Here is a 25,372-nt window from a genome sequence, read left to right on the forward strand (position 1 = left end):
GCCGACATCCCGGCCCAGACGGCTCAGGAGCCCGACGCCACCGAGCCCAAGCCGCGCCGCACCCGCAAGACCGCCGCGACGAAGGCCGACGCCGCTCTCGACACGGCGGAGGCCACCGAGGCCAAGCCGCGACGGACGCGCAAGGCCGCCGCCCCGGAGACGGACACGGAGGCCACCGAGGCCAAGCCGCGCCGCACCCGCAAGACGGCCGCGACGAAGGCCGAAGCCGCCGTCGACACCGCCGAGGGCACGGAGACCAAGCCGCGCCGCCGCACCCGCAAGGCCGCCGAGCCCACCGAGCCCGCCCAGGCCGACATCCCGGCCCAGACGGCTCAGGAGCCCGACGCCACCGAGCCCAAGCCGCGCCGCACCCGCAAGACCGCCGCGACGAAGGCCGACGCCGCCGTCGACACGGCGGAGGCCACCGAGGCCAAGCCCAAGGTCCGTCGTACCCGCAAGGTCACGGCCGCCGCGGAGTCCGCGGAGGGCTGACACACCCTCGTTCGACGGCCCGGTCCCCGCGCAGGGGGCCGGGCCGTCGGCGTTCCCCCGGGCTCTCAGCCGGTGCCGGTTGCCCACCCGCTACCCTCACCCCCGTGACCAGCCACCCCGTCTTCCCCCCGCCCCCGGGCGCCCGCGCGTACCCCCTGCGCACGGCCCGGGGCGAGTTCGCCGTCGTCGACTCGTCACCGCAGCCGGGGACGGAGGCCAGGGGCGTCGTCCTGATGCTGCCCGGGTTCACCGGCAGCAAGGAGGACTTCCGGCTGCTGCACGAGCCGCTCGCGGCGCGGGGCTACCGGCTCGTCGCCGTCGACGGGCGGGGCCAGCACGAGTCGGGCGGCCCTGTGGACGACGAGTCCGCCTACGCACAGCCGGAGCTGGCCCGGGACGTGCTCGCGCAGGCCGGGGCGCTCGGTGTGCCCGTGCACCTCGTCGGGCACTCGCTGGGCGGGCAGATCGCCCGGGCGGCCGTGCTGCTCGACCACTCCCCGTTCCTGTCCCTCACCCTGATGTCCTCCGGGCCGGCGGAGATCTCCGTCTCCCAGCAGCAGCGCGTGAAGCTGCTCAGCGACGCGCTCGCCGTGCTGTCGATGGAGGAGGTCTGGAACGCCATCCGCGCGATGGGGCCACCGGAGGAGGTCGGCGGGCCGGCCCGGGGCCTCGGCGATCCGGAGCAGATGCGCCGCCGCTGGCTGGGCAACAGCCCTGCCCAACTGCTGGCCACCGGAAGGCAGTTGTGCACGGAGCCGGACCGCGTCGAGGAACTGGCCGCGGTGCCGCTGCCGTTCCACGTCCTGTCGGGTGAGCGCGACGACACCTGGCCGGTGCCCGTCCTGGACGACATGGCCGTACGGCTGGACGCGCACCGCACAGTCGTCGCGGGGGCGGAGCACTCGCCCAACGCCGACCGGCCCCTGCCGACGGCCCGGGCCCTCGCCGACTTCTGGGACGGCGCGGCCGGCGGCGCCTAGTACTGCGTCTGCAGGTGGTCCCAGAAGCCGTCCCGCAGGGCGCGCCGCAGATCCGCCTGGCCGCGCAGCGAGTACTGGAGCAGGCCCTCCGCCTCCACGAGCAGGTCCTGGTCGACCGAGCCGGGCAGGTAGGGGTGTCCGGGCAGCAGTTCCACCAGGGAGTCCCGGCCGCGTGCCGCCAGCCACTTCGCCGAGATCTGCGCGCCCACGAACCGCACGTCCTCCCGGGTGGGACGGCCCGTGGCCGTGTCCTGGACCGGGGCGGTGCGGCGGGAGACGTACGGCTTGAAGAAGTCGAGGTCGAGCGTGCGCTGGCTGTCGACCTCCCACAGGAGCGGCTCGGCCTGGTTGCGGCCCTCCGGTGCCTCGATGCCCCAGAGGTGGACGCGGGCGCCATAGCCCTGGGCCGCCTCCACCGCCGACACCAGGTCCTCGTCGCCGCCGAGCAGGGCCGCGTCGCTGATGGCGCGGTGGCGGGCGAGGGACTCCAGGTCCGAGCGGATGAGGGAGTCGACGCCCTTCTGCTGGTTGTTGGCGTTGAGGTTGCCGAGGCGCACCTTCACGTCGGGCAGCTCCGCGATGGACTGCTGCTCCGCCGTGTGGATCCGGCGCCGGGCGCCGTCGTACCAGTAGACGCGCAGCAGCCGGCTGTCGGCGAAGATCGTGCGGGCCCGGTCGATGAGGGCGTCGATCAGGCCCTCGGCGTCCAGGTCGAAGGCGCGGCGGTCCTCCGTCCCCGCCACCAGGCGCCCCGCGGCCGCGTACAGGTACCCCGCGTCGACGAAGATCGCGTGGGTCGAGGGCGTCTTCGCCACCTCGGCGAGCATGCGCTGGAGCAGCTCGTTGGTGCGGTCGATGCGGGCACTGAGGTCCGCGAGGTCGTCGTTCATCACCTCCATTCTCCCGGCGGTCACGCTGCGAACACAACTGGTCCCGGTCGGTCCTGTAACGACACTCTTACGACTCAGTAATTAGCCGTTCGAAAAATTTCCTTAGCGTAGGGAATGTTTGACGGGTGCATCTCTGTTGACCCATACGGAACACCGCGCACCGCAGCCGGTGGGCCGCCACACCAAGTAGTTCTCCTCAGGAGGATGACCAGACGAAGGGAGAAGCCCTTGCGCTTCGAAATCATGCGACTCGACGACGTGGACGGCACGCCTGTGGACACGACCGTCGTGGACGCCGCCTCCGTCAATCGCATCGTGCAGCAGGCCGCCGCCATCGGGCAGCGCCTGTGGATCCGCCCGGCCGAGACCACGGCCTCATAACGCGCGCGGCTCTCCCCCACGTCGCAGCCCCCGCCCGGCATCGGCCGAGCGGGGGCTGTGCTGTTGCGGGCCGCCCCGACCGGGGGCGTACTGGCTGAGGGGCACGTCGAGAGCCGGAACAGGACGGTGGGCCGCATGGCGGTGACGGGCCGGTCGAACGAGGAGCTGCACGACCAGGCGGTGGCCGAGGCCGCGCGGCGGTACGAGGAGTCCTCCCCGGAGCGCGAGCGGGTGGAGAGCCGGATGGCGGCCGGGGTGCGCTTCCCGGACGCCCCGGACGCGCTCGCCGTGCGCGCGGACCGGATCCTCGACCGGGGCGGTCTGTCGCCCTCGGCGGTGGTGGCGGACATCCACCGCGAGGCCATGGACCTGCCGGACGCCAACGAGCGCATCATCGACCTGTCCAACGAGCTGCAGGCCTGGAGCTTCCTGCCGCGCGGGGTCAGGGCCGGGGCCACGGTCGCCCGGATCACCCTGCGCCGCGACGGCCGGGAGCTTCCGCACGGCACGGGTTTCATGGTGTCGCCGCGGCTGATGATGACCAACCACCACGTGCTGCCCGACGAGGACTTCCCGCGCCGGTGCTTCGCGGAGTTCAACGCCCAGGTCACGGTCGACAACCAGCCCGACACCGTCGTGCGCATGGAGTTCGACCCCCGGACGTTCTTCGCGGCGGACCGGCGGCTCGACTTCGCCCTCGTGGCGGTCGCACCCGCCCAGGACGGACGTCCAGCGGGTGAGATCTTCGGCTGGAACCGGCTGAGCGTGCAGATCGGCAAACTGGTCCTCGGCGAGCGGGTCAACATCATCGGCCACCCGGACGGACGGCTGAAGGAGATCGTGCTGCGCGACAACGCCGTGCTCGTGCGGCTCGACGACTTCGTCCACTACCGCACCGACACCCGGCCCGGGAACTCGGGCTCCCCCGTCTTCAACGACCAGTGGGAGGTCGTGGCCCTGCACCACAGCGGGGTGCCGAAGCAGGACGCCCAGGGGCGCGTCCTGCGCAGGGACGGCCGGCCCTGGCAGCACGGCGACGGCGACGACGCGATCGACTGGGTCGCCAACGAGGGCGTGCGGATCAGTTCGATCCTCAAGCACCTGGCCGGGCTGGACCTCGACCCCGGGCGCCGGGCCCTGCTGGCCGAGATGGGCCCGGACTCCGGACTGGACCAGAGTGCGGCCGCCGTACCGTCCGCCGCCCCGGTCCTCGGCGCGCAGCACACGACGCCTCCGGCGACGGGCACCGAGACTCCCGGGACGGCCGGGCGGGAGAACGGAGCGGGCGTCCGGGACACGGCGACCGGACTGCGCGCCCGGAGCACCGCCTTCGGCGGCCGCAAGCACCTGGTCTTCCTGCACGGCAGGGACCAGCACGAAAGGGAGCCCCTGGACCTCCGCCTGAACTGGACGGCCGGCCTCAACCGCGGCCTGACCCTCGCCTCACTGCCCCCGCTCGACCCGCAGGACGCGTGGTTCCCGTTCTACGGCACGCGTCTGCACCACCTGGTGAGCGGCCGGGAGAGCGCGGCCGAGTCCATCGGCCTCGACCGGTTCAGCGCCGCCGCTGCGGCCGAGGTCTTCGCCGCCGAGTCCCCCACCGGCTCCTACGAGCGGCTGATCCACGAGGCGGCCGCCCGGACGGGCATGCCGCAGGACGGGCCGGCGACCACCGAGGGCTTCGGGGCGGGCCTGCCCGGCGCCCTGCACCGGCCGCTGAGCTGGCTCGCCGCCCGGTCGGACCTGGACGAGTGGACCATCGCCACGTTCCTGCGGGACGTCGACCTGTACCTCGGCGACGCCGCCGTCCGGCAGGCCGTACTGGACAGCGTCCTGGAGACGATGCCCACGACCGGCGAACTGGTGCTGGTCACGCACAGCCTGGGCACGGTCGTCGGCATGGACCTGCTGACCCGGCTGCCCGAGGGACTCGAACCGGTGCTGCTGGTCACCGCGGGCAGCCCGCTCGGCCTGGACGGCGTCAACGAACGGCTCCTGGCCCGCGGCCCGCACCGCCCGCCCCGGGTCCACGACTGGGTCAACGTCTGGTCCCCCACCGACGCGGTGGCCATCGGCTGTCCCCTGGAGGACGAGCGCTGGGGCAAGCTCACCCAGGTGGCCGTCCCCAACGGCCGCGACCGCGCGCACAAGATCGAGGAGTACCTCGCCCACGCGGTCACGGCGGGCCCGATCGGCTCGGTCCTCACCGGCCGCGGCTGAGCTCAGCTCCCCTGGACGACCTGCGTGACCCCGTTGATGATCTGCTGCACCGCGATCGCGGAGAGCATCATGCCCGCGAGCCGGGTCACCAGGACCACACCGCCGTCCTTGATGATCCGGATGATCACCAGCGAGTAGCGCATGACCAGCCACAGCACGACGTGGATGGCGAGGATCGCCGTCCACACGGACACCTGCGCGGTGACGGTGTGGGCCTTCTGCACGGCGAGGATGACCGAGACGATGGCTCCGGGCCCGGCCAGCAGCGGCATGCCCAGCGGCACCAGCGCGACGTTGACGTCCTTGGTCTGCTTCGGCTCGTCGGTCTTGCCGGTGAGCAGGTCCAGCGCGATCAGCAGGAGCAGCAGGCCGCCCGCGATCATCAGCGCGGGCACCGAGACGTGCAGGTAGTTCAGGATCTGGTGCCCGAGCAGGCCGAACACGGCGATCACACCGCCGGCGACGCAGACGGCCTGGAAGGCCATCCGCTTCTGCACCTTCCCGGGCCGCCCGGCGGTGAGGGCGAGGAAGATCGGCGTGATCCCCGGGGGATCCATGATGACGAAGAGGGTGAGGAAGAGGGAGCCGAAGACGGCGAGGTCGAACATGAGCGTGATGGCCTTGCGGTGTGGTGGAGCGGCGGATCACGGCACGGCGGACAGCGCCGGGTGCCGGAGAAGGAATGAAGGAGTGACGAAGGGAGGGAGCCTCAGGCGGTTCCGCCGGCCCCCGGCACGGGGAAGGCCCCGAACGCCCGCCGCGTGATCTCCCCGTACACCTCGGGATCGGTGGCGTACTCGCCGAGCACGCAGCTCTTGCGGCTGCCGTGGTAGTCCGAGGACCCCGTCACCAGCAGCCCGAGCTCCTTCGCCAGCCCCCGCAGCCGCGCCCGCGTGTCCGCGTCGTGGTCCATGTGGTCGACCTCGATGCCGTCCAGACCGGCCGCCGCCATCTCGGCGATCGCGGCCTCCGGCACGGTACGCCCCCGCTTGCTGGCCCCGGGGTGCGCGAACACGGCGACCCCGCCCGCGCCCTTGATCAGCTGGATGGCCTCGAACGGGTCGGTCTCGTGCTTCTCCACGAAGACCCGGCCGCCGTCGGCCAGCCAGTCCTTGGTGAAGGCGTCGTCGACGGTCGGCACGACACCCAGCTCCACGAGCGCGCTCGCCACGTGCGGCCGCCCGACGGAGCCGTCCCCGGCGATCCGGGCCACCTGCTCCCAGGTCACCGGGACGCCCAGCTCCCGGAGCTTGGCGATCATGCCCTGCGCCCGCGGCACCCGGTCGTCCCGCACCAGCTCGCGCTCGGCGAGCAGTGCCGGCTCCTCCGGGTCGAAGAGGTAGGCGAGCATGTGCATGCTGATGCCGTCGATCCGGCAGGACAGCTCGGCCCCGGTGACCAGCGTCAGCCCGGGCGGCAGCGCGGCGATCGCCTCGGCGTGCCCCCGCGTGGTGTCGTGATCGGTCAGCGCGACGACGTCCAGCCCGGCCGCCGCGGCCTTGCGCACCAGCTCGGCGGGGGTGTCCGTACCGTCGGAGGCCGTGGAGTGGGTGTGCAGGTCGATACGCACGACACGAACTCCAGACACGGACGACACGGACAGGGCTGCTCAAGGATAACCGCATCTTCGACGCCCGCTGTCACACCCGAACTGGCCGAGCACCCCCTACACGGGGCGCCCTACGGCGCCAGCAGCCGTGGGGACAGGGCGCCGCACGGCACCAACTCGACCTCGGCACCGGCCTCCCGCAGGTCCGCCAGCACCAGTTCGTCGTACATCAGCAGCCCGGACTGCTCCGGCCACACCACGGCCCACAGCCACATCCCGAGCGCCTCGCCGGCGAACACGGCCCGGTCGTCGGGCGCCCCGGAGACGTGCCAGAGAGGTGTCGGACGCCCCGCGGCGAGCACCTTCGCCTGAGCCGGCTTCCCGACGTCCATGTACGGCCCGGGGTCGGGTCCGTCGATGCCCGCGTACCGTGCCCCCAGGCCCACGCCCAGTTCCTCGGCGACCAGGATCAGCTCGCCCATCCCGCCGAGCGGTCCAGGGCCGGTGCACGCCACGGCCGTCGCACGGCCACCGGTGCGGTCGTCCCCCGCGCAGGCCACGCCCGTGAACAGCCATCCGACCGGCAGCGGCCACGGCATCCACACCGGCACCCGGGTGCGGTGCACCACGACGTTGAGGGCGTCGACGCTCGGCGGTATCACGGGCTGCACCGGATGAACGGTGCCGTGCACGTCGCACTGCCACGAGTCGGAGAAGAGGCCGGGAGCCCTGACCCGGCCACCGCACTTCGGGCAACTGGGTTCGCCCCTCATAGGGCCCCACGGTCCTACCCCCGCCCCGCCGCGTCAAGGACGATCACCCATCCGGACGGAACCCTTCACCGCCCACGAAAGATGGGTTTGCATTATTTAGCCTTGCTAACTTAGTGTGTGTATATACCAACTATCTCTGTCTCGGGAAAGGGAGCACGCATGGACCCCTTCGACGCCGGAGCGGGCGGCCTCCTGAAGCAGCCCACGTCCGTGTGGGCGACCGCCGGGGCCTCGGTCGTCGCCTTCATGGGCATCGGGCTGGTCGACCCGATCCTGCCGTCCATCGCCCAGGGCCTCGACGCCACGGCCGGCCAGGTCTCCCTGCTCTTCACCTCGTACTTCCTGATCACCGCCGTCGCGATGCTGGTGACCGGCTTCGTCTCCAGCCGCATCGGCGGCCGCAGGACCCTGCTGCTCGGCCTGGCGTTCGTGGTGGTCTTCGCCGGACTCGCCGGCACCTCCGGGTCCGTCGGCGAGCTGGTCGGGTTCCGGGCGGGCTGGGGCCTGGGGAACGCGCTGTTCGTCTCCACCTCCCTCGCCGTCATCGTCGGCGCGGCGGCCGGCGGCAGCGCCGCGGCGATCCTGCTCTACGAGTCGGCCCTCGGCCTCGGCATGGCCTGCGGCCCGCTGCTGGGCGCCCTGCTCGGCGACGCGAGCTGGCGCTACCCGTTCTTCGGCACGGCGTTCCTGATGGCCGTCGGCTTCCTGTGCATCGCGGTGTTCCTGAAGGAGCAGCCGAAGCCGGCCCGCAGGACCTCGCCGCTGGACCCGTTGAAGGCCCTCGGCCACGGCGGCCTCGCCTCCGCGGCGGCCTCGGCGTTCTTCTACAACTACACGTTCTTCACCGTGCTGGCCTTCACGCCGTTCGTGCTGGACATGAGCCCGTACCGCTCGGGTGCGGTGTTCTTCGCCTGGGGCGTGCTGCTCGCCGTCTTCTCGGTGATCGTCGCACCCCGCCTGCAGAGGCGGTTCGGCTCGCTGAAGGTGCTCGGCGGCTCGCTCGTGCTGCTCGCGGCCGACGTGCTGGTGCTCGGTTACGGCTCCCACACCACGGCCGTCGTCTGCACGATCCTGTCCGGCGCCTTCATCGGCGTGAACAACACCGTCTACACGGAGCTGGCCCTCGGCGTGTCCGACGCGCCCCGTCCGGTGGCGAGCGCCGGGTACAACTTCGTCCGCTGGTTCGCCGCGGCGGCCGCCCCGTACTTCGCGCCGAAGATCGAGGAGTGGACCGACGTCCACCTGCCGTTCGTGGTCGCGGCAGTCACGGCGGTCGTGGGCGCGCTCGTGGTCGTCGTGCGGCGCAAGGCCCTCACCACCGAGGCGGAGCGGCAGGAGACACGGCACGCGACCGAGGACGGCGTCACCGTCTTCGCCAACTGACGCCCGGTGTCCCGGATTTGGTGAGCTTGCTCACTCCAGCGGGACGGACCTGCGGGACGGGTCCCGCAGGTCCGTCCCCTGGGTCAGCCACCGCTCCTGCAGCGCCTGGGCGCCGTGCACACGCTTCCAGGCGGCCTCGTTCGGCGTCATCGGCAGCAGCGGCAGGAACCGCACCGGGTCGAGCGGCGCGTCGAGTTCCAGGTCCTCCACCAGACCGCCCGGCTCCGCGACCAGGACCGAGGTGAAGGCGGCGCCGGGCCACAGCGGCTCGCCGACGTCCAGGGACGCACCGGGCGCCACGACCAGCCCCTCCACCTGCGGCGACGCGGCCAGCACGGCGAGCGGCCTGAGCACCTTGTCGGTGTCGGCGCGGCCGGCGCGGACCGAGAGGACCAGCTCCGCGCGCGGGCCCTTCACGGGGTCGGCGACCACCGCCGTCGGGTCCGTCATGGGGTGCGCGGACATGCCGAGCGTGGCGTAGCGGACGATGTCGCCCTCCTGGAAGCGGAGCACCTCGATACGGTCCGTGCCCAGGAAGGTGACGGCCGCGCGCGCGTCCGGTTCGCCCAGCGCCGTACGCAACCGGGCTTCGACCAGAGGGAGAACATCTGCCATGCGGCGAGCATAGAACTCGTCGGTAGCGGGCAGACAAGCGCCTTGACACGTCGGGCGGCTGATACTCTGGCTCGGTGGTTCGGGGCAGCACGCAGAAGCGTCGCGATCAAGCCCCGACGCCGAAGGAACTCCCTTACGAGGGACCGGCCGGAGGAGGTGGGACTGCAATGGATCGAAGTCGACCGTGCAGTAGCACCACGCTCTTCCCGCCGCTGACGTAGCTGTTCTGGCCCTGGCTGGTCGCCACCTCTCGCACTCGCTTCACGCGGAAGAGCGCTTCGTTTCGCTGTGCCTGATCTGCCTCAGTAGCTGAATCAGTGACGAGACTCGCCACCGCGACGGTGCGGTGCTCCCCGCTTTGTGGACGTGCCAAACATCCTCAGCACCGACGTCCTCATTCCGGGTAGTTCCACCTGTCGGGTCCGGCGCCTGCTCGTTGCCTGTCGCGAAGGAGCCCGCCATGTCGATGATCCGCGACCTGCGTGCCGTCGTCCGCCCGTCCCGCGTGTCGCTGCGCAAGGACAGCGGCCCGTACGACACCACCCGCAGCCCCGCGACGACCTCCGCCGTCGTCGACTGCGCCGTCTACCGCGACGGCCGCCGCGTCGAGACCGACACCCCGCTGACCCCGCACGAGGCGGTCCGCGTCGCACGCCGCGACGGGGGCTTCGTGTGGATCGGCCTGCACGAGCCGACCGAGGCCGAATTCGCCGGTATCGCCAGCGAGTTCGGGCTGCACCCGCTGGCCGTGGAGGACGCCGTCCAGGCCCACCAGCGGCCCAAGCTGGAGCGCTACGACGACTCGCTCTTCACCGTCTTCAAGACCATCCACTACGTGGAGCACGACCGGCTCGACGCCAACAGCGAGGTCGTCGAGTCCGGTGAGGTCATGTGCTTCACCGGCCGGGACTTCTTCATCACCGTCCGGCACGGCGGCAAGGGATCGCTGCGGACCCTGCGGCACCGGCTGCAGGACGACCCCGAGCTGCTGGCCAAGGGCCCGTCGGCCGTGCTGCACGCCATCGCCGACCACGTCGTGGACGGCTACATCGCGGTCGCCGACGCGGTGCAGGACGACATCGACGAGGTGGAGACGGACGTCTTCTCGCCCGGCCGCAAGGGCTCGCCGCGCGGTTCGGACGCCGGCCGGATCTACCAACTCAAGCGCGAGGTTCTGGAGTTCAAGCGGGCCGTGTCGCCGCTGCTGCGGCCCATGCAGCTGCTGAGCGAGCGGCCGATGCGGCTGATCGACCCGGACATCCAGAAGTACTTCCGCGACGTCGCCGACCACCTCGCCCGGGTCCAGGAGCAGGTGCTCGGCTTCGACGAGCTGCTCAACTCCATCCTCCAGGCCAATCTCGCGCAGGCGTCCGTGGCGCAGAACGAGGACATGCGGAAGATCACCTCGTGGGCCGCGATCATCGCCGTGCCGACGATGGTCTGCGGGGTCTACGGCATGAACTTCGACCACATGCCGGAGCTGCACTGGCGGTACGGCTACCCGGCGATCATGGGCGTCACGGTGGTCATCTGCCTGGGCATCCACCGCACGCTGAAGCGGAACGGCTGGCTGTGAGCGGCGTGGATAGGCTGGCGCCCATGACACGCGAGCTGCTCGATCAGGCCCTCGTCGAGGAGGCCACGAAGAAGTCCGGTCTCATCTGGGTCCAGGGCCCCGAGGGCCCGGCGCGCGCGCTCTGGCACGTGTGGCACGAGGGTGCGGCGTGCCTGGTCGGCGACGGGCCCGGCGAGCAGCCGCTGCCGGGGCTGACCGACGGGGCCGAGGCGCGGGTGACGGTCCGCAGCAAGGACAAGGGAGGCCGGCTGGTCTCCTGGTCGGCGCGGGTCGTGCAGCTCGCCCCCGGTTCCGGGGCCTGGGAGGCGGCGGCCGGCGAGCTGAAGGGCAAGCGGCTGAACGCACCCGACGGTGAGGCCATCACCGGCCGCTGGGCCCGCGAGTGCCGGGTGCTGCGTCTGGAACCGACCGGGACGACGGCACCCCTGCCCGACGGCTCCCTGGCCGAGGCGCCGCTGCCCACTCCGGCGACCACCCGCCACCCGGTCCCGGCGGGCCTGCCCCGCCTGCTGCTGAAGAAGAAGCGCAAACGGGCCTGAGGGCCCGGCGGCACGCCTAGGACGCCGGCAGCTGCCGGCCGTAGTCCACGGTCTCGTTCTTCTCCGGCTCGCGCAGGGAGAAGTCCTCGCCCCAGGCGGAGAACGTGAGCGTGCCCGCGCCGCCCGCCCGCTCCAGGCGCAGCGGATACGGCTTGCCCTCCAGGGAGACCTCCAGGGTGCCGCCGGAGCCCTTGTCGCCGGTGATGCGGATGGTGCGCACGCCCGCCTGCTCGTCGTGCCCGTCCGTGGCGAGGGTGCCGTGCAGGGTCAGCAGACCGTCGAGGAGGAGAGCCTTGTCCGTGAAACCGCTGAACTTCTTGTACGAGGGGTCGCCCTGCGGCACCTTGACGAACTTGCCGCCCAGCTTGGAGGCCGCCGCCGCGTCCGCCGTGCCCTCACCCTCGCCCTCGCCGCCGCCGTGACTCCAGAACTCCGCGTCCGCCTTGACGAAGAGCTCCTCGCCGACCCGCAGCAGCTTGAAGGTCGTGCCCTTGGTGGTGACCGAGCCGTCGCCGCCGTCGTCCTTCAGCCGCATGTCGAGCGCGTAGGTCCGCCCGCCGCTGACGACGCTGCCGTGCACCCGGACCGCCCCGGCCGCTCCGGCGGCGGCGCGGGTCTTGCTCTGGATCTTGGCGGCGGGCAGTCGGCCCACCCCGTTGGTGCCCTCGTTGGGATCTTCCTCCGCGCAGCCCGTGAGCACCGTTCCCGTCACGAGCAGCGCGCACGTCGCGAGGGCGAGTGCGGCACCGCGGCTTCGGCTCTGGCGAATCGGAGTCACAGGTGGGGCTGCCTCTCTGACGAAAGACCTGAACGGCGTACCGCAGGGTACCGGGGACGTGCGGGCAGGTCGGAGCCGGTCCGTCCGGACCGCCCGCCGACGCGGCCCCGATCGGGACGGGCTAGCCTGAAGCCCATCCGAGCGGGCAATTCGGAAGAGACAGCTACAAAGACAGGCACGACGTCAGGCAGTCCCACAGGCATCACGAACCACCCCGTACGCAAAGGAGCCGCGGCCATGGCAGCGGGCGCCCCCCGGATCTTCGTCTCGCACCTCTCCGGCATCGCCGTCTTCGACCCCGCCGGCGATCAGGTGGGCCGTGTCCGCGATCTCGTCGTCATGCTGCGGGTGGGGCAGCGGCCGCCGAGGCTGCTCGGTCTCGTCGTCGAACTCGCCACCCGCCGCCGCATCTTCCTGCCCATGACCCGGGTCACGGCCATCCAGTCGGGCCAGGTCATCACCACCGGCGTGCTGAATGTCCGGCGCTTCGAGCAGCGGCCCACCGAGCGGCTGGTCTTCGGGGAACTGCTGGACCGGCGCGTGACGCTCACCGAGACCGGTGAGGAGGTCACCGTCCTGGACCTGTCGGTGCATCAGCTGCCGGCCCGGCGGGAGTGGGAGATCGACCGGGTCTTCGTCCGCAAGGGCAGGAAGGGCGGCGCGTTCCGGCGGGCCAAGGGCGAGGCGCTGACCGTCGAGTGGACCGCCGTCACCGGTTTCTCCCTGGAGGAGCAGGGGCAGGGCGCCGAGAACCTGCTCGCCACGTTCGAACAGCTGCGCCCGGCCGACCTGGCGAACGTCCTGCACCACCTCTCCCCCAAGCGGCGCGCCGAGGTCGCCGCCGCCCTGGACGACGACCGGCTGGCCGACGTCCTGGAGGAGCTGCCGGAGGACGACCAGATCGAGATCCTCGGCAAGCTGAAGGAGGAGCGTGCCGCCGATGTCCTGGAGGCCATGGACCCGGACGACGCGGCCGACCTGCTGGGCGAGCTGCCGACGGAGGAGCAGGAGCGGCTGCTGAGCCTGATGCAGCCGGGTGACGCGGCCGACATGCGGCGCCTGATGTCGTACGAGGAGCGCACGGCGGGCGGTCTGATGACCACCGAGCCGATCGTGCTGCGCCCCGACGCCACGGTCGCCGACGCCCTCGCGCGCGTGCGCAACCCCGACCTCTCCCCCGCCCTGGCCGCGCAGATCTACGTCTGCCGGCCGCCCGACGAGACCCCGACCGGCAAGTACCTCGGCACGGTCCACTTCCAGCGCCTGCTGCGCGAGCCACCGCCCTCGCTGGTCAGCTCGATCGTGGACAGCGATCTGCAGCCGCTGGACCCGGAGGCCGACCTGCCGGCCATCGCCGGTTTCTTCGCCACGTACGACATGGTCGCGGCGCCGGTCGTGGACGAGGCCGGGTCGCTGCTGGGCGCGGTGACCGTGGACGACGTCCTCGACCACATGCTCCCGGACGACTGGCGGGAGACCGAGTTCCACCTGGACGAGGAGGAGGTGGCCACCGATGGTTCCTGAGCGCGAGAGCACCCGCGAGCGCACGCCGGCCGGCGCCACGGCCGCCTCCCGGCCGCGCACCGCCCGGCTCGACCAGCCGGGCGTGCCCCGGCGCCGGTTCCTGCCCGAGTACGACCCGGACGCCTTCGGGCGGCTGTCGGAACGCATCGCGCGCTTCCTCGGCACCGGGCGCTTCCTGGTCTGGATGACGGCCGCCATCATCCTGTGGGTGGCGTGGAACACCCTCGCCCCGCGCGACCTGCGCTTCGACGAGTACCCGTTCATCTTCCTGACCCTGATGCTGTCGCTGCAGGCCTCCTACGCCGCCCCGCTGATCCTGCTCGCGCAGAACCGGCAGGACGACCGCGACCGGGTCAACCTGGAGCAGGACCGCAAGCAGAACGAGCGGTCGATCGCCGACACCGAGTACCTGACCCGCGAGGTCGCCGCCCTGCGCATCGGCCTGGGCGAGGTCGCCACCCGCGACTGGATCCGCTCCGAACTCCAGGACATGATCAAGGAACTGGAGGAACGGCAGAACGGCCACCGTCACGACACCGTCGTATTCCCGGCGGAACGGCCGGCGGGACGTGACGCAGACGACCGCTGACGGCCTTTCCTACGGGCCGGTACGGCGCCGTACCATCGTCCTTATGGCTACGGAAGACGCGGTGCGCGAGGCACTGGCGACGGTGAACGACCCCGAGATCAACCGGCCCATCACGGAGCTCGGGATGGTCAAGTCGGTGGAGATCGGCGCGGACGGGGCGGTCGCGGTCACCGTGTACCTGACGGTCTCCGGCTGCCCCATGCGCGACACGATCACGCAGCGCGTGACCGACGCCGTCTCGCGGGTCGAGGGCGTCACCCGCGTCGACGTGACGCTCGACGTCATGAGCGACGAGCAGCGCAAGGAGCTGGCGAGCGCGCTGCGCGGCGGCCAGACCGAGCGCGAGGTGCCCTTCGCCAAGCCGGGCAGCCTGACCCGCGTCTACGCGGTCGCCTCCGGCAAGGGCGGCGTCGGCAAGTCCTCGGTGACGGTCAACCTGGCCGCGGCGATGGCGGCCGACGGCCTCAAGGTCGGTGTCGTGGACGCCGACATCTACGGCCACTCCGTGCCGCGCATGCTCGGCGCCGACGGCCGTCCCACCCAGGTCGAGAACATGATCATGCCGCCGTCGGCGAACGGCGTGAAGGTCATCTCCATCGGCATGTTCACGCCGGGCAACGCCCCGGTCGTCTGGCGCGGCCCGATGCTCCACCGCGCCCTGCAGCAGTTCCTGGCGGACGTGTACTGGGGCGACCTGGACGTGCTGCTGCTGGACCTGCCGCCCGGCACCGGCGACATCGCGATCTCCGTCGCTCAGCTCGTCCCGAACGCCGAGATCCTGGTCGTGACGACCCCCCAGCAGGCGGCGGCCGAGGTCGCCGAGCGGGCGGGCTCCATCGCCGTCCAGACCCACCAGAAGATCGTCGGCGTGGTCGAGAACATGTCCGGCCTGCCCTGCCCGCACTGCGGCGAGATGGTCGACGTCTTCGGCACCGGCGGCGGCCAGGTCGTCGCCGACGGCCTGACCCGCACGACCGGCGCGAACGTCCCGGTCCTCGGCAGCATCCCCATCGACGTCCGCCTGCGCGAGGGCGGCGACGAGGGCAAGCCGGTCGTCCTGACCGACCCGGACTCCCCGGCGGGCTCGGCCCTGCGCGCCATCGCGGGCAAGCTGGGCGGCCGCCAGCGGGGCCTGTCGGGCCTGTCGCTGGGGATCACCCCGCGGAACAAGTTCTAGTCCGAACGCCCCTGGGGGCAGCCCCCTCAGGGGCGCGGGGAACTGCGCGAGCAACCACATCGCACCCGCGGCCGCCCGCGCGGAGAAGCCCCACGGCGAAGGGGCGCCGAACCGAGAACCCGGCGCCCCAGGAAACTCACGCGTACGCGGCGATGTCCTTCACCACGGCGAAGCCGAGCCCGTACGCGCTCATGCCCCTGCCGTACGCCCCGAGATGCACCCCGGCCGCGGTCGACCCGGCCAGCACCCAGCCGAACTCGGACTCCCGGTAGTGGAACGCCGTCGGCACGCCGTCCACCGGCAGCGACAGCGTCGACCAGTCGGCGCCGTCGAGGTCGTCGGCCAGCACCCACGCCGTCTCGGTCTGCTGCTCCAGCCAGTCGTCGCGCAGCGCGTGGTCCATCTGCCCGGGCCAGGTGAAGGACAGCAGCCCCACCCCCGCGAGCCACGCCGCGGACGACACGGACGTGGCCTCCAGCAGCCCCGTGCCGTCGGCGCTGCGCCGGGAGGGGTTCGCCGCCACGGTCACCACGACCGCGAACTTCTCCTTGGACTCCTGGTCGCCCCCGGCGGCAAACTCGTTGCGCACCGTGGGCTCGTCGCCGTGCCCGATCGACCCGTGTTCCACGGCCCCGTCGGCCGTGGTGCCGACCTGCATCAGCCAGCGCGGCCCCGTGAAGGCCTCGTCGAGGCCGTACCACGGGAAGGGCGCGCGCAGGTAGCCGTCGACCGTGCGCCGGGCGGAGGGGACCTGCTGTCCGCCCTCCGCGGCCGGCGCCTGCGCGACTGACCCACTCGTCGTCTCCATGTGCCCGAGCCCTCCTCGCTCTCGTCGAACCGGGCGGCCCGCCCCCCTTCGGGCGTACTCGGCCGGTCCGCACAACAACTCGGCAGCATAGCCACACCGCCGCGAGCAGCAGGGAAAGCGCCCGGCGCGTGGGCCGCACGGGCGCCTCGATCAGGCCGTACACAGCCCGACCGGAGTATGAGACGCGTCACGCACACCGGGGCGTGCCCCCCGGCGTGGTCGCTCAGGTGGCGTCCGCGTCGAAGGGCGGACGGTCGTCCCGGCCCGGCGTCTCGGGCTTCTTCGTCATGTCGATGCGGCCGCCGGAGGACGAGGAGGAAGAAGCGGCGGACGCGTCGGACTCGCGGCCGTTGACGGCGTCGGTGACCTCGGCCATCTCCTTCTTCAGGTCGAAGCCGTTGCGGATCTCCTTGAGCCCCAGGTCCTCGTTGTCCAGCTGCTTGCGGATGAACGTCTTGGGGTTCAGGTCCTCGAACTCGAAGTCCTTGAACTCCGGGCCCAGTTCCTCACGGATGTCGTTCTTGGCGCTCTCCGAGAACTCGCGGATCTTCCGGATCGTGCGTGTCACGTCCTGGATGACCTTGGGGAGCTTGTCCGGACCGAAGACGAGCACGGCGAGGACGATGAGCGTCACCAGCTCGAGCGGTCCTATGTCATTGAACACCTGAAGCTCCTTGCGATGTCCTCGGTCCTCGGCCCTCGGTGGTCGGTGCGGGTCTTGCCGTGGTCCGGGCCGGCTCCACGGTACCCGGCGATCCTGTCCGACCGGTACCGTCCCGAGACCTCTGAGTAGGTGGTGAGGGAGCGCTTTCCCGACTGTTTGCCCGTTTGGTCCCTTCCGGGCATCTGTGTGACGTCTCCGCGACCGCCGGCCCCATGACTCAGCCGCCGGACGATCCGAGGACGAGCGAGACCGTCCGCTCCTTCCCGCCCCGCGCGACGGTCAGCTCCAGCCGGTCGCCCGGGCGGTGCGCCCGGATCTTGACGATCAGTTCCTCGCCCGAGTGGACCGGCCGGCCGTCGACCTCGGTGATGACGTCGCCCGCCTTGATGCCGGCCCGGGCCGCCGGGCCGCCCGCGCTGACCGGCGGACCGCCCTCGCTGCCCTCGGTGTCGACCCGGGCGCCGTCGCCCGTGTAGTCCGTGTCGAGCGTGATGCCGATGACCGGGTGGGTGGCCTTGCCGGTGTTGATCAGCTCCTCGGCGACGCGCTTGCCCTGGTTGATGGGTATCGCGAAGCCGAGGCCTATCGAGCCCGACTGGCCGCCGTCCAGCTCGGAGCCGCTGCCCGCCGAGCGGATGGCCGAGTTGATGCCGACGACCCGCCCCTGGGAGTCGAGCAGGGGCCCGCCCGAGTTGCCGGGGTTGATGGGCGCGTCGGTCTGCAGCGCGTCCACATACGACACGTCGCTGCCGTCGCCCTTCTCGCCTCCGGCCGTGATGGGCCGCTGCTTGGCGCTGATGATGCCGGAGGTGACGGTGCCGGCCAGGTCGAAGGGCGCGCCGATGGCCACGACCGGGTCGCCGACCTGCACGTTGTCCGAGTTGCCGAGGGGCAGCGGGGTGAGGCCGCTGACGCCCTTCACCTTCACCACCGCGAGGTCGTAGCCGCTGTCCCGGCCGACGAGCTCGGCCCGTGCGGTCTCACCGCCGTTGAAGGTGACGGTGATCTCGCCGCTGCTTCCGGCGGGCCGCACGACGTGGTTGTTGGTGAGGATGTGACCGCGCGTGTCCAGCACGAATCCGGTGCCCGTGCCCTGCTCGCCCGAGCCGCTCACGTGCAGCGTGACCACGCTGGGCAGGGCGCGTCCGGCGATCCCGGCGACACTGTCCGCGTCCCGTCCTGCGGCCTCCTTCCCGGCCTGCGGCAGCTCGACCGTGCCCACGCCGCCGTTGCGCTCCAGGTAGGTGCCCACGAGCCCGCCGATGCCCCCGGACACCAACGCGAGCACCACGGCCCCGGCCACGAGCGCCTTCCTGCCCCGCGCGCGTCGCTGCTCGGCGCTCAGCACCGGCGCCCCGGTCTGCTGGAGGGTCCCGGGGGCGGCCCAGGGGTCGTAGCGCTGCCAGGGGCCGGGCACGGGCGCCGGTGCGGGGACGGCGCCGGGTGGGACCGGCGCGTGTCCGGCCGGGGCTGTCGGTGCCCCCGGGGCGGTCGGTGCCCCGGGGGCGGAAACTGTGCCGGACGGGACCGGCGTGCCTGCCGGGGTGGGTTCACCCGCCAGGGTGGGTGCGCCCGCCAGGGTGGGTGGCGCCGGGGCGGGGGCCGCCGGGGTCGTCACGCTGTGCGCCGGGGTCGCCGCCGGGTGCTGGACGGGCGGCGCCGGCGCCCAGGGGCCCGGTTCGCCGTAGGGCGGGGTGCTGTAGGGGTCGGGGTCGTGCAGTGGCTTGGGGGCGGCGAGCTGGGCCGGTACGACGGGCACGTCGGCAGCGGGGCCCTGGGCATCTCGCACCGCGGCGGGGCCGGAATCGGCGCGCCCGGCCTGCGGGCCCGGGCCCGGAGCCTCGGCCGGGTCGGCCACGTGTCCGGCAGCCGGTGCGACGGGCCCGTCCGCTGACGTCACCACGTCCTCAGGGCGCCGCAGCTCGTAGTCGCCCGAGTCCTCGTCCCGCCGGGTCTCGGGCCGGGCCAGTTCGAAGTCTCCCCCGGTGTCACCCGAGTCGCCCGGGACCGTCGCCGGGCCCCGGCCCTCCTCCGCTTCCGGCTCCGCCCCGGCAGGATCCTGCGGCCGTGGACGACTCCACCACTTCGCCTTCGTGGGCTTCCCCTCGTTCATGCTCTCCCCACAGCACAGCCGCGGCACGGCTCGTCGGCGGTGGCCGCAGTTCGTCGGATCGGCGCCCGGACACACGCCGGCCAGGCGTCACCCCCGGATTCAATCAGGTTCGCGGGCCGGTGCGCAGAGGCCGGTCAGCGGGCCGTGCGCGAGGAAGCGGAGGGTGAGGCGGACGAGGTGGTGTCCGGCAGCGGAACGGCGAGCAGGGGTGCCGTGATCTCGGGCAGCGGCGACCAGGACGTCAGTGCGGCCGGCGGGGCCGCCTGCAGCGGACGTATCAGCGGGGACATGACGGCGGCACCGGCCACCACCGGTGCGGTCAGCGCGTGCACGGCGCCGTGCCGGGCGGAGGGCGGCGGCACACCGGGGAGCAGCGGCGCTGACACCTCGGTCGGGGCGGCGGGCGTCCGGCCGAGCAGGTGCTGGCCGTGCAGCTGCCCGAGCAGCGGTGCCGCGCCGCGGCGGCGCTGGGACTCGGGGGCCGTCGCGGCGCCCGTGCCCTGCGTGCGCAGCGGCGTGACGTTGCTTCCCGTGCCCGAGCCGCCGCGGGCGTCCGTGTCGGCCGGGGTGCCCACGGTGACACCGCCCAGCGCGATCGCGGCCAGGGACACCGCTCCGGCGGCCACGAACGCGAACCGCAGGCGCGAGGAGGACCGGTCCGGGTCGTGCCGGCCGACGTCGTGGATGCGGAAGCCCCGGCCGCCCGTGGGGAGACCGCCCTGGTCGGGCGGCAGACCGCGGTCACCGGCCGCGAGGGCCCGGCCAGCGGAGGGGGGCAGGGCCGTGAGGTGCGGCCGGGACGGGGCGTACTCGAACTCGAACCGCTCTCCGCGCTTGGCCGCGAAGGCCCCGGACGCGCCGAACCGCCCGCCGGGCAGCCCGGACCCGCCCGGCGGCAGGTCACCGTCCGGGCCGCCGCCCGCGGGTAGTCCCTGCAGGCGGGCCAGGAAGCTCTCGGAGGGGGGCGGCGGGGCCGCCTCCGCGAAGACGTTCTTCAGCCGGCGCTGGGCGTCCACCTCCGCCTTGCACTTCGGGCAGGTGGCCACGTGCGCCAGTACGCGCTCGCGCGCGTCATGACCGAGCTCTCCGTCGACCAGGGCGGAGAGTCGGTCTCCCAGGTGCTGCTCTGCGAGGTGTCCCTCGGAAGCCTTCGGTCGTGATCCGCTCACGCGCTCGCGCCCCCTCCTCCCAGTGCGGGAACACGCGGCACGAAGGAGCGGCGCTCGGCGCGCGCCTCCGGGGAGCGGTGCGCGAGGGCCTTGCGCAGCTGGGACCGGCCGCGGTGGATGCGCGAGCGGACCGTGCCGAGCTTGACGCCGAGGGTGGCGGCGATCTCCTCGTACGACAGTCCTTCGATGTCGCACAGGACGACCGCGGCGCGGAACTCGGGGGCGAGGGTGTCGAGCGCCTGCTGGACGTCCGCGTCGAAGTGCGCGTCGTTGAAGACCTGCTGGGGCGTGGGCTCCTTGCTGGGCAGCCGCTCGGCCGCGTCCTCGCCGAGGGCGTCGAAGCGGATGCGCTGCTTGCGGCGCACCATGTCCAGGAACAGGTTCGTGGTGATGCGGTGCAGCCAGCCCTCGAAGGTGCCCGGCGTGTACGTCGACAGGGAGCGGAAGACGCGGACGAAGACCTCCTGCGTGAGGTCCTCCGCGTCGTGCTGGTTGCCCGTGAGGCGGTAGGCGAGCCGGTAGACCCGCCCGCTGTGCGTGCTGACGATCTCCTCCCACGTGGGCGGAGTCCACGCCTGCCCGTCCGCGTCGGTGGTGAAGGTCGCGGTCTGGGCGGAGCCAGCGGCGTGGCTGTGGTCAGCGGTGTCGTTCACGGATGTCGGCCTGCCCGCCGATCCGAGGAAGCGCCGGAACACTCCTCCGCGATCCACAGGCGCAGCCGCACCTCCCCTGTCAGCTCTGGTGGTGTCCAGTGGAGCCCCTACCATAGCCACCTCGCCCGTTAGGACCGGATAAGCGGTTTTACGAGAATTTGATCTGGGCTGATACGCCTCGTACTGCTGCGTCGCCCCTTGCCCGGCGTCCTGGTCCACCGCTCGCCCCCCGTCCCGGCCCGCGCCGCTCGCTCGTCCCTTCAAACGACCGGTCCCATCTGCGGGTTCCCGAGCCCAACGGATACAGTCACGCCCAGGCATCCACGGGGACAGGAGAGGGTCATTACCGGCAACCGGCAGACGAGCTGGGCGTTCGCCGACGCCTATGTCGCCGAGGACGAAGCACTGCACTGGGCCCGTGACCGGGCCCGCGAGGCAGGGCTGCGCTCGGTGTCGCCCGGCACGGGCGCCGCGCTGCGGTTGCTGGCCGCCTCCGTCGACGCGAAGGCCGTCGCGGAGATCGGCACCGGCTGCGGCGTCTCCGGCATCCACCTGCTGCACGGTATGCGCCCCGACGGCGTGCTGACGACCGTCGATCCGGAGCCGGAGCACCAGCAGTTCGCCCGCCAGGCCTTCCGCGCCTCGGGCTTCGCCAGCAACCGGGCGCGCTTCATCCCGGGCCGCGCCCTGGACGTGCTGCCCCGCCTCGCCGACGCCGGCTACGACCTGGTCTTCTGCGACGGCGACCGGCTGGAGGTCATGGACTACCTCGCTGAATCGTTGCGTCTGCTGCGCCCCGGCGGGCTGGTGGTCTTCGAGGGCGCCTTCGCCAACGGCCGGACCGTCGACTCCGGTCCGCAGCCGACCGAGGTCCTGCGGCTGCGCGAGCTGCTGCGCGCGGTGCGCGAGAGCCCGGAACTGGTGACGTCGCTGCTGCCGGTGGGCGACGGTCTGCTGTGCGCGGTGAAACGGTAGCCGTGCCGGCGGGGCGCGAGCCGGGGCAGGCGGAACGCTTCCATGGGAAAACAGCCGCCCCGGCACCTCACGTGATGCCGGGGCAGCTGGAAGGGTATGGTCGCGCTTGCGCGTCAGCCGACGACCTTCTTGAGGGCGTCGCCCAGGGCGTCGGCCTCGTCCGGGGTCAGCTCGACGACGAGCCGACCGCCGCCTTCGAGCGGAACGCGCATGACGATGCCCCGCCCCTCCTTGGTCACCTCGAGCGGGCCATCACCCGTCCGCGGCTTCATGGCCGCCATGCTCGTACCCCTTCCTGAAACCCAGCTCAGTCAAAGCCGACGGCCCTGAGAAGGGCACACGTGCGGTTCCTAGTGGCAGGACACGCGACACCGGCATCGAACACATTGCTTCCCAGCCATTATCCCGCATCCCAGGACCCGATGACCAACATCAGTCGGCATCGCTTGGGCAACGCACGCGAGCAAAACCACTCAATTCGGCGATGAGGCTGCGATACTCCGCCCCCGCACACACGTCCGCCGAACGGAACCGGTCGGAAATTCTTTGACGCAGGTCACACGGACGCTCCGGTCCCCCGCCTGCGATCTCCGTCATGCTGTCCTGCAGAGCGGGACGTACCAGCCGGTACGTCCCCGAGCCGCGACGCGGAGGGGATACGCCATGGCCGACACCGTGCTCTACGAGGTGAGCGACGGACTCGCGACGATCACGCTGAACCGCCCGGAGGCGATGAACGCGCTGAACGTGGCGGCCAAGGTCGCCCTGCGGGAGGCGGTCGAGTCCGCGGCGGGCGACGCCGCGGTACGCGCGGTGCTGCTGACCGCGGCCGGTGACCGGGCGTTCTGCGTGGGGCAGGACCTCAAGGAGCACATCGGGCTGCTCGTGCGGGACCGGGAGACCGGCTCCGGGCAGACCATGAGCACGGTGCGCGAGCACTACAACCCGATCGTCCGGGCGCTGGCCGGGGCGGCGAAGCCGGTCGTCGCCGCGGTGAACGGGGTGGCGGCCGGGGCGGGCTTCGGGTTCGCGCTCGCGGCGGACTACCGGATCGTGGCGGACACGGCGGCGTTCAACACCTCGTTCGCGGGCGTCGCGCTGACCGCGGACTCGGGGATCTCCTGGACGCTGCCGCGGGTCGTCGGCCCGGGGCGCGCCACCGACCTGCTGCTCTTCCCGCGGAACATCAGCGCGCAGGAGGCCTGCGAACTCGGGATCGCCAACCGGCTGGTGCCGGCCGGGGAGCTGCGGGCCGAGGCCGAGAAGGTGGCGCGGGCACTGGCCGGCGGGCCGACGGTGGCGTACGCGGCGCTGAAGGAGTCGGTGTCCTACGGGCTGACGCACTCCTTGGAGGAGACGCTGGAGAAGGAGGACGAGCTGCAGACGCGGGCCGGCTCCTCCGAGGACCACGCGATCGCGGTGCGGGCCTTCGTCGACAAGGAGAAGCCGAAGTACCTGGGCCGGTGAGTCCGGGGCGGTCCGCGCCGTCGGGCTGCGGGTGCTACGTGGTTGCTCGCGCAGCTCCCCGCGTCCCCGCCGGGGCGCTCCTCGCCACGCACGTCGCCAGGTGATCGTCGACCAGGCCGCACGCCTGCATCAGGGCGTACGCCGTCGTCGGGCCCACGAACCGCAGGCCGCGCTTCTTCAGGGCCTTGGACAGGGCCGTCGACTCCGGGGTGACGGGCGGGACGTCCGCGAGGGTCCTGGGGGCCGGGCGGGCGGCCGGGTCCGGGGCGTGGGACCAGATCAGCGCGTCCAGGTCGCCCGGGGACCACTCGGCGAGGACGCGGGCGTTGGCGAGGGTCGCGTCGATCTTGGCGCGGTTGCGGATGATGCCGGTGTCGGCCAGGAGCCGCTCCCGGTCCTCGTCGGTGAAGGCGGCCACCGCGTCGATCTCGAAGTCGGCGAAGGCAGCGCGGAAGCCCGGGCGGCGGCGCAGGATCGTGATCCAGGACAGCCCGGACTGGAAGGCCTCCAGGCTGAGCCGCTCGAACAGCGCGTCGTCGCCGTGGACCGCGCGGCCCCACTCCTCGTCGTGGTACGCCACGTACTCCGGGGCGGACAGGGCCCAGGGGCAGCGCAGCCGGCCGTCCGGGCCCGCCAGGGCGGCACCGTCGCTCACGGCCGGTCCTCCGGCCCCGGGGCGGGCTTGTCCATGGACACGCGGTGCTCGCCGGACGGGTGCAGCGGCCCGTGGGAGGAGGCCGCTCGCGCGCCCGCCAGGGCCGACTCCAGGTCGGCGATCCGGGCGTCGCGTTCGGCGAGCTCGGCGCCCAGGCGGCTCAGGGCGTCGTCGACGTCGGCCATGCGGTAGCCGCGGGCGGCGAGCGGGAAGCGGAGGTCCTCCACGTCGGCGCGGCTGACCGGGCGGTCCGGGGGGAGGGGGTCGCGCAGCCGCTCCGGGGCGGCCTCGGGCAGCGGGCCGTTCTCCCCGCCGCCGACCACCGCGAGGGTCACCGCGCCGACCACGACGGCGAGCGCGACGACCAGGAACAGGAACATAACCATCGCGGGGCCCCCACGGTCGGACGGATCGGAGTCGCGTAGTCCTCCGAGTCGGATGCTGTCAGGCTCCGATCGTGCCATGAGCCCGCGACCGTTAGGGTCGCAGGCGGCGGAAGACGGGACGTACCAGGGAAGGTCACAGGGGATGCTCAGGCTGGGCAGGCGGGAATTCGGACCGCACGAGCCGGTGATCATGGCGATCGTGAACCGGACCCCCGACTCCTTCTACGACCAGGGCGCCACGTTCCGCGACGAGCCGGCCCTCGCGCGCGTGGAGCGGGCCGTGGCCGAAGGGGCGGCGATCATCGACATCGGCGGGGTCAAGGCCGGGCCGGGCGAGGAGGTCACGGCCGAGGAGGAGGCCCGGCGGACGGTCGGGTTCGTCCGGGAGGTGCGGCGGCGGTTCCCGGACGTGATCATCAGCGTGGACACCTGGCGGGCCGAGGTCGGCGAGGCCGTGTGCGAGGCCGGGGCGGACCTGCTGAACGACGCGTGGGGCGGGGTCGACCCGGGGCTCGCGGAGGTCGCGGCGCGCTACCGGGTGGGGCTCGTGTGCACGCACGCCGGGGGCGCCGAGCCGCGGACCCGCCCGCACCGGGTCGAGTACGACGACGTCATGGCCGACATCGTCGAGGTGACGGCCGGGCTGGCCGAGCGGGCGCTGGCGCTGGGCGTGCCGCGGGAGTCGATCATGATCGACCCCGGGCACGACTTCGGGAAGAACACCCGGCACAGCCTGGAGGCGACGCGGCGGCTGGACGAGATGGTCGCCACCGGGTGGCCGGTGCTGGTGTCCCTGTCCAACAAGGACTTCGTCGGGGAGACCCTGGACCGGCCCGTGAAGGAGCGGCTGGTCGGCACGCTGGCGACCACGGCCGTGTCCGCGTGGCTCGGGGCGCAGGTGTACCGGGTGCACGAGGTCTCCGAGACACGGCAGGTGCTGGACATGGTCGCGGCGATCGCGGGGCACCGGGTGCCGGCGGTCGCCCGGCGCGGACTGGCGTAGCCGAGGGCCCCGG

27 protein-coding genes and 1 pseudogene are annotated in these 25,372 nt (G+C 72.6%); 14 read left to right on the forward strand and 14 right to left on the reverse strand.

The window, feature by feature from the left end; genetic code table 11:
* Together ACF07N_RS08135 and ACF07N_RS08140 are read left to right on the forward strand one after the other, a co-directional pair.
* Positions 1 to 492: pseudogene (locus ACF07N_RS08135) on the forward strand (DEAD/DEAH box helicase); the annotation flags it as partial.
* Positions 493 to 596: 104 nt separating this feature from the next.
* Positions 597 to 1,472 (forward strand): alpha/beta fold hydrolase, encoded by an 876-nt coding sequence (locus ACF07N_RS08140; RefSeq protein WP_392109760.1) that lies wholly within the window; start codon positions 597 to 599, stop codon positions 1,470 to 1,472.
* Here the strand turns inward: ACF07N_RS08140 and ACF07N_RS08145 are convergent.
* Positions 1,469 to 2,362 carry an NYN domain-containing protein gene (locus ACF07N_RS08145; RefSeq protein WP_383324111.1) on the reverse strand — a complete coding sequence of 298 codons (894 nt, stop codon included), beginning with the start codon at positions 2,360 to 2,362 and terminating at the stop codon, positions 1,469 to 1,471. The genes ACF07N_RS08140 and ACF07N_RS08145 overlap by 4 nt on opposite strands.
* A 228-nt stretch (positions 2,363 to 2,590) precedes the next feature.
* On the opposite strand from ACF07N_RS08145, the gene ACF07N_RS08150 reads away from it, so the two are divergent.
* Together ACF07N_RS08150 and ACF07N_RS08155 are read left to right on the forward strand one after the other, a co-directional pair.
* Positions 2,591 to 2,743, forward strand: a complete 153-nt coding sequence (locus ACF07N_RS08150; RefSeq protein ID WP_094057445.1) for a hypothetical protein — start codon at positions 2,591 to 2,593, stop codon at positions 2,741 to 2,743.
* Between the two features lie 135 nt (positions 2,744 to 2,878).
* Positions 2,879 to 4,963: a trypsin-like serine peptidase gene (locus ACF07N_RS08155; RefSeq protein WP_392109764.1), complete on the forward strand. Its 2,085-nt coding sequence runs from the start codon at positions 2,879 to 2,881 to the stop codon at positions 4,961 to 4,963.
* Positions 4,964 to 4,965: 2 nt separating this feature from the next.
* Here the strand turns inward: ACF07N_RS08155 and ACF07N_RS08160 are convergent, their stop codons facing one another.
* The 3 genes from ACF07N_RS08160 to ACF07N_RS08170 all read right to left on the reverse strand — a co-directional run bounded on the left by ACF07N_RS08160 (position 4,966) and on the right by ACF07N_RS08170 (position 7,285).
* A complete protein-coding gene (locus ACF07N_RS08160) occupies positions 4,966 to 5,571 on the reverse strand; it encodes a MarC family protein (RefSeq protein ID WP_383324117.1) in 606 nt (201 codons plus the stop codon).
* Positions 5,572 to 5,672: 101 nt separating this feature from the next.
* Positions 5,673 to 6,533 carry a PHP domain-containing protein gene (locus ACF07N_RS08165; RefSeq protein ID WP_392109767.1) on the reverse strand — a complete coding sequence of 287 codons (861 nt, stop codon included), beginning with the start codon at positions 6,531 to 6,533 and terminating at the stop codon, positions 5,673 to 5,675.
* Positions 6,534 to 6,643: 110 nt separating this feature from the next.
* A complete protein-coding gene (locus ACF07N_RS08170) occupies positions 6,644 to 7,285 on the reverse strand; it encodes a DUF6758 family protein (RefSeq protein WP_383324123.1) in 642 nt (213 codons plus the stop codon).
* Positions 7,286 to 7,444: 159 nt separating this feature from the next.
* On the opposite strand from ACF07N_RS08170, the gene ACF07N_RS08175 reads away from it, so the two are divergent.
* Entirely contained in the window at positions 7,445 to 8,668 is a 1,224-nt protein-coding gene (locus ACF07N_RS08175; RefSeq protein WP_392109770.1) for an MFS transporter, read from the forward strand.
* A gap of 30 nt (positions 8,669 to 8,698) precedes the next feature.
* Here ACF07N_RS08175 and ACF07N_RS08180 read toward each other — a convergent pair whose 3' ends face one another.
* The gene (locus ACF07N_RS08180) at positions 8,699 to 9,283 is read right to left on the reverse strand and encodes a suppressor of fused domain protein (protein ID WP_383324129.1); all 585 of its coding nucleotides are present in this window, start codon (positions 9,281 to 9,283) and stop codon (positions 8,699 to 8,701) included.
* A gap of 460 nt (positions 9,284 to 9,743) precedes the next feature.
* On the opposite strand from ACF07N_RS08180, the gene ACF07N_RS08185 reads away from it, so the two are divergent.
* Together ACF07N_RS08185 and ACF07N_RS08190 are read left to right on the forward strand one after the other, a co-directional pair.
* Positions 9,744 to 10,859 (forward strand): magnesium and cobalt transport protein CorA, encoded by a 1,116-nt coding sequence (locus ACF07N_RS08185; RefSeq protein ID WP_392109773.1) that lies wholly within the window; start codon positions 9,744 to 9,746, stop codon positions 10,857 to 10,859.
* Positions 10,860 to 10,882: 23 nt separating this feature from the next.
* Entirely contained in the window at positions 10,883 to 11,398 is a 516-nt protein-coding gene (locus ACF07N_RS08190) for a hypothetical protein (protein ID WP_392109776.1), read from the forward strand.
* A gap of 16 nt (positions 11,399 to 11,414) precedes the next feature.
* Here the strand turns inward: ACF07N_RS08190 and ACF07N_RS08195 are convergent, their stop codons facing one another.
* The gene (locus tag ACF07N_RS08195) at positions 11,415 to 12,176 is read right to left on the reverse strand and encodes a hypothetical protein (RefSeq protein WP_392109778.1); all 762 of its coding nucleotides are present in this window, start codon (positions 12,174 to 12,176) and stop codon (positions 11,415 to 11,417) included.
* A gap of 237 nt (positions 12,177 to 12,413) precedes the next feature.
* Here ACF07N_RS08195 and ACF07N_RS08200 point away from each other — a divergent pair, with 237 nt between their 5' ends.
* The 3 genes from ACF07N_RS08200 to ACF07N_RS08210 are packed head-to-tail and all read left to right on the forward strand — an operon-like array spanning position 12,414 to position 15,466.
* Positions 12,414 to 13,700: a magnesium transporter MgtE N-terminal domain-containing protein gene (locus ACF07N_RS08200; RefSeq protein WP_383337372.1), complete on the forward strand. Its 1,287-nt coding sequence runs from the start codon at positions 12,414 to 12,416 to the stop codon at positions 13,698 to 13,700.
* Positions 13,690 to 14,289 carry a DUF1003 domain-containing protein gene (locus ACF07N_RS08205; protein WP_383324143.1) on the forward strand — a complete coding sequence of 200 codons (600 nt, stop codon included), beginning with the start codon at positions 13,690 to 13,692 and terminating at the stop codon, positions 14,287 to 14,289. The genes ACF07N_RS08200 and ACF07N_RS08205 overlap by 11 nt, the downstream gene beginning before the upstream one ends.
* A gap of 43 nt (positions 14,290 to 14,332) precedes the next feature.
* On the forward strand, positions 14,333 to 15,466 hold the full coding sequence (locus tag ACF07N_RS08210; RefSeq protein ID WP_392109781.1) for an Mrp/NBP35 family ATP-binding protein: 1,134 nt from the start codon (positions 14,333 to 14,335) through the stop codon (positions 15,464 to 15,466).
* Positions 15,467 to 15,602: 136 nt separating this feature from the next.
* On the opposite strand, the gene ACF07N_RS08215 is transcribed toward ACF07N_RS08210, so the two are convergent.
* From ACF07N_RS08215 to ACF07N_RS08225, 3 genes are all read right to left on the reverse strand, one after another.
* Positions 15,603 to 16,274 carry a hypothetical protein gene (locus ACF07N_RS08215; RefSeq protein ID WP_383337370.1) on the reverse strand — a complete coding sequence of 224 codons (672 nt, stop codon included), beginning with the start codon at positions 16,272 to 16,274 and terminating at the stop codon, positions 15,603 to 15,605.
* A gap of 223 nt (positions 16,275 to 16,497) precedes the next feature.
* Complete coding sequence (locus tag ACF07N_RS08220) at positions 16,498 to 16,938, reverse strand: sec-independent translocase (protein WP_392109784.1); 441 nt, start codon at positions 16,936 to 16,938, stop codon at positions 16,498 to 16,500.
* Between the two features lie 217 nt (positions 16,939 to 17,155).
* Complete coding sequence (locus ACF07N_RS08225) at positions 17,156 to 18,727, reverse strand: trypsin-like peptidase domain-containing protein (protein WP_392111081.1); 1,572 nt, start codon at positions 18,725 to 18,727, stop codon at positions 17,156 to 17,158.
* Between ACF07N_RS08225 and ACF07N_RS08230 the strand changes: the two genes are divergently transcribed.
* On the forward strand, positions 18,653 to 18,832 hold the full coding sequence (locus tag ACF07N_RS08230) for a hypothetical protein (RefSeq protein ID WP_392111145.1): 180 nt from the start codon (positions 18,653 to 18,655) through the stop codon (positions 18,830 to 18,832). The two genes, ACF07N_RS08225 and ACF07N_RS08230, sit on opposite strands and share 75 nt — an antisense overlap.
* A gap of 353 nt (positions 18,833 to 19,185) precedes the next feature.
* Here the strand turns inward: ACF07N_RS08230 and ACF07N_RS08235 are convergent, their stop codons facing one another.
* Positions 19,186 to 20,220 carry a zf-HC2 domain-containing protein gene (locus ACF07N_RS08235; protein ID WP_392109787.1) on the reverse strand — a complete coding sequence of 345 codons (1,035 nt, stop codon included), beginning with the start codon at positions 20,218 to 20,220 and terminating at the stop codon, positions 19,186 to 19,188.
* Complete coding sequence (gene sigE, locus ACF07N_RS08240; protein WP_383325012.1) at positions 20,217 to 20,915, reverse strand: RNA polymerase sigma factor SigE; 699 nt, start codon at positions 20,913 to 20,915, stop codon at positions 20,217 to 20,219. Before sigE ends, ACF07N_RS08235 begins: the two co-directional genes overlap by 4 nt.
* Positions 20,916 to 21,149: 234 nt before the next feature.
* Between sigE and ACF07N_RS08245 the strand changes: the two genes are divergently transcribed.
* Positions 21,150 to 21,848 carry an O-methyltransferase gene (locus tag ACF07N_RS08245; RefSeq protein ID WP_383337893.1) on the forward strand — a complete coding sequence of 233 codons (699 nt, stop codon included), beginning with the start codon at positions 21,150 to 21,152 and terminating at the stop codon, positions 21,846 to 21,848.
* A 113-nt stretch (positions 21,849 to 21,961) separates the two neighbouring features.
* Here ACF07N_RS08245 and ACF07N_RS08250 read toward each other — a convergent pair whose 3' ends face one another.
* Positions 21,962 to 22,129, reverse strand: a complete 168-nt coding sequence (locus ACF07N_RS08250) for a DUF3117 domain-containing protein (protein WP_003966491.1) — start codon at positions 22,127 to 22,129, stop codon at positions 21,962 to 21,964.
* Between the two features lie 382 nt (positions 22,130 to 22,511).
* Between ACF07N_RS08250 and ACF07N_RS08255 the strand changes: the two genes are divergently transcribed.
* Complete coding sequence (locus ACF07N_RS08255; RefSeq protein ID WP_392109790.1) at positions 22,512 to 23,315, forward strand: enoyl-CoA hydratase/isomerase family protein; 804 nt, start codon at positions 22,512 to 22,514, stop codon at positions 23,313 to 23,315.
* A gap of 34 nt (positions 23,316 to 23,349) precedes the next feature.
* Here ACF07N_RS08255 and ACF07N_RS08260 read toward each other — a convergent pair whose 3' ends face one another.
* Positions 23,350 to 23,970: a DNA-3-methyladenine glycosylase I gene (locus ACF07N_RS08260; protein ID WP_392109793.1), complete on the reverse strand. Its 621-nt coding sequence runs from the start codon at positions 23,968 to 23,970 to the stop codon at positions 23,350 to 23,352.
* Positions 23,967 to 24,356 carry a DivIVA domain-containing protein gene (locus ACF07N_RS08265; protein WP_392109796.1) on the reverse strand — a complete coding sequence of 130 codons (390 nt, stop codon included), beginning with the start codon at positions 24,354 to 24,356 and terminating at the stop codon, positions 23,967 to 23,969. Before ACF07N_RS08265 ends, ACF07N_RS08260 begins: the two co-directional genes overlap by 4 nt.
* Before the next feature lie 142 nt (positions 24,357 to 24,498).
* On the opposite strand from ACF07N_RS08265, the gene folP reads away from it, so the two are divergent.
* The gene (folP, locus tag ACF07N_RS08270) at positions 24,499 to 25,359 is read left to right on the forward strand and encodes a dihydropteroate synthase (RefSeq protein ID WP_392109799.1); all 861 of its coding nucleotides are present in this window, start codon (positions 24,499 to 24,501) and stop codon (positions 25,357 to 25,359) included.
* Positions 25,360 to 25,372: the final 13 nt, after the last annotated feature.

Origin of the sequence: Streptomyces sp. NPDC015242 (assembly GCF_043079125.1) — a bacterium.
Classification (GTDB): Bacteria; Actinomycetota; Actinomycetes; order Streptomycetales; family Streptomycetaceae; genus Streptomyces.

Coding starts and splice junctions, on each gene's coding strand:
- ACF07N_RS08160 (WP_383324117.1), bottom strand. CDS start 5,571: ATGTTCGACCTCGCCGTCTTCGGCTCCCTCTTCCTCACCCTCTTCGTC.
- ACF07N_RS08175 (WP_392109770.1), top strand. CDS start 7,445: ATGGACCCCTTCGACGCCGGAGCGGGCGGCCTCCTGAAGCAGCCCACG.
- ACF07N_RS08155 (WP_392109764.1), top strand. CDS start 2,879: ATGGCGGTGACGGGCCGGTCGAACGAGGAGCTGCACGACCAGGCGGTG.
- ACF07N_RS08205 (WP_383324143.1), top strand. CDS start 13,690: ATGGTTCCTGAGCGCGAGAGCACCCGCGAGCGCACGCCGGCCGGCGCC.
- ACF07N_RS08190 (WP_392109776.1), top strand. CDS start 10,883: ATGACACGCGAGCTGCTCGATCAGGCCCTCGTCGAGGAGGCCACGAAG.
- ACF07N_RS08145 (WP_383324111.1), bottom strand. CDS start 2,362: ATGAACGACGACCTCGCGGACCTCAGTGCCCGCATCGACCGCACCAAC.
- ACF07N_RS08215 (WP_383337370.1), bottom strand. CDS start 16,274: ATGGAGACGACGAGTGGGTCAGTCGCGCAGGCGCCGGCCGCGGAGGGC.
- ACF07N_RS08185 (WP_392109773.1), top strand. CDS start 9,744: ATGTCGATGATCCGCGACCTGCGTGCCGTCGTCCGCCCGTCCCGCGTG.
- ACF07N_RS08200 (WP_383337372.1), top strand. CDS start 12,414: ATGGCAGCGGGCGCCCCCCGGATCTTCGTCTCGCACCTCTCCGGCATC.
- ACF07N_RS08180 (WP_383324129.1), bottom strand. CDS start 9,283: ATGGCAGATGTTCTCCCTCTGGTCGAAGCCCGGTTGCGTACGGCGCTG.
- ACF07N_RS08265 (WP_392109796.1), bottom strand. CDS start 24,356: ATGGTTATGTTCCTGTTCCTGGTCGTCGCGCTCGCCGTCGTGGTCGGC.
- ACF07N_RS08210 (WP_392109781.1), top strand. CDS start 14,333: ATGGCTACGGAAGACGCGGTGCGCGAGGCACTGGCGACGGTGAACGAC.
- ACF07N_RS08170 (WP_383324123.1), bottom strand. CDS start 7,285: ATGAGGGGCGAACCCAGTTGCCCGAAGTGCGGTGGCCGGGTCAGGGCT.
- ACF07N_RS08255 (WP_392109790.1), top strand. CDS start 22,512: ATGGCCGACACCGTGCTCTACGAGGTGAGCGACGGACTCGCGACGATC.
- folP (WP_392109799.1), top strand. CDS start 24,499: ATGCTCAGGCTGGGCAGGCGGGAATTCGGACCGCACGAGCCGGTGATC.
- ACF07N_RS08250 (WP_003966491.1), bottom strand. CDS start 22,129: ATGGCGGCCATGAAGCCGCGGACGGGTGATGGCCCGCTCGAGGTGACC.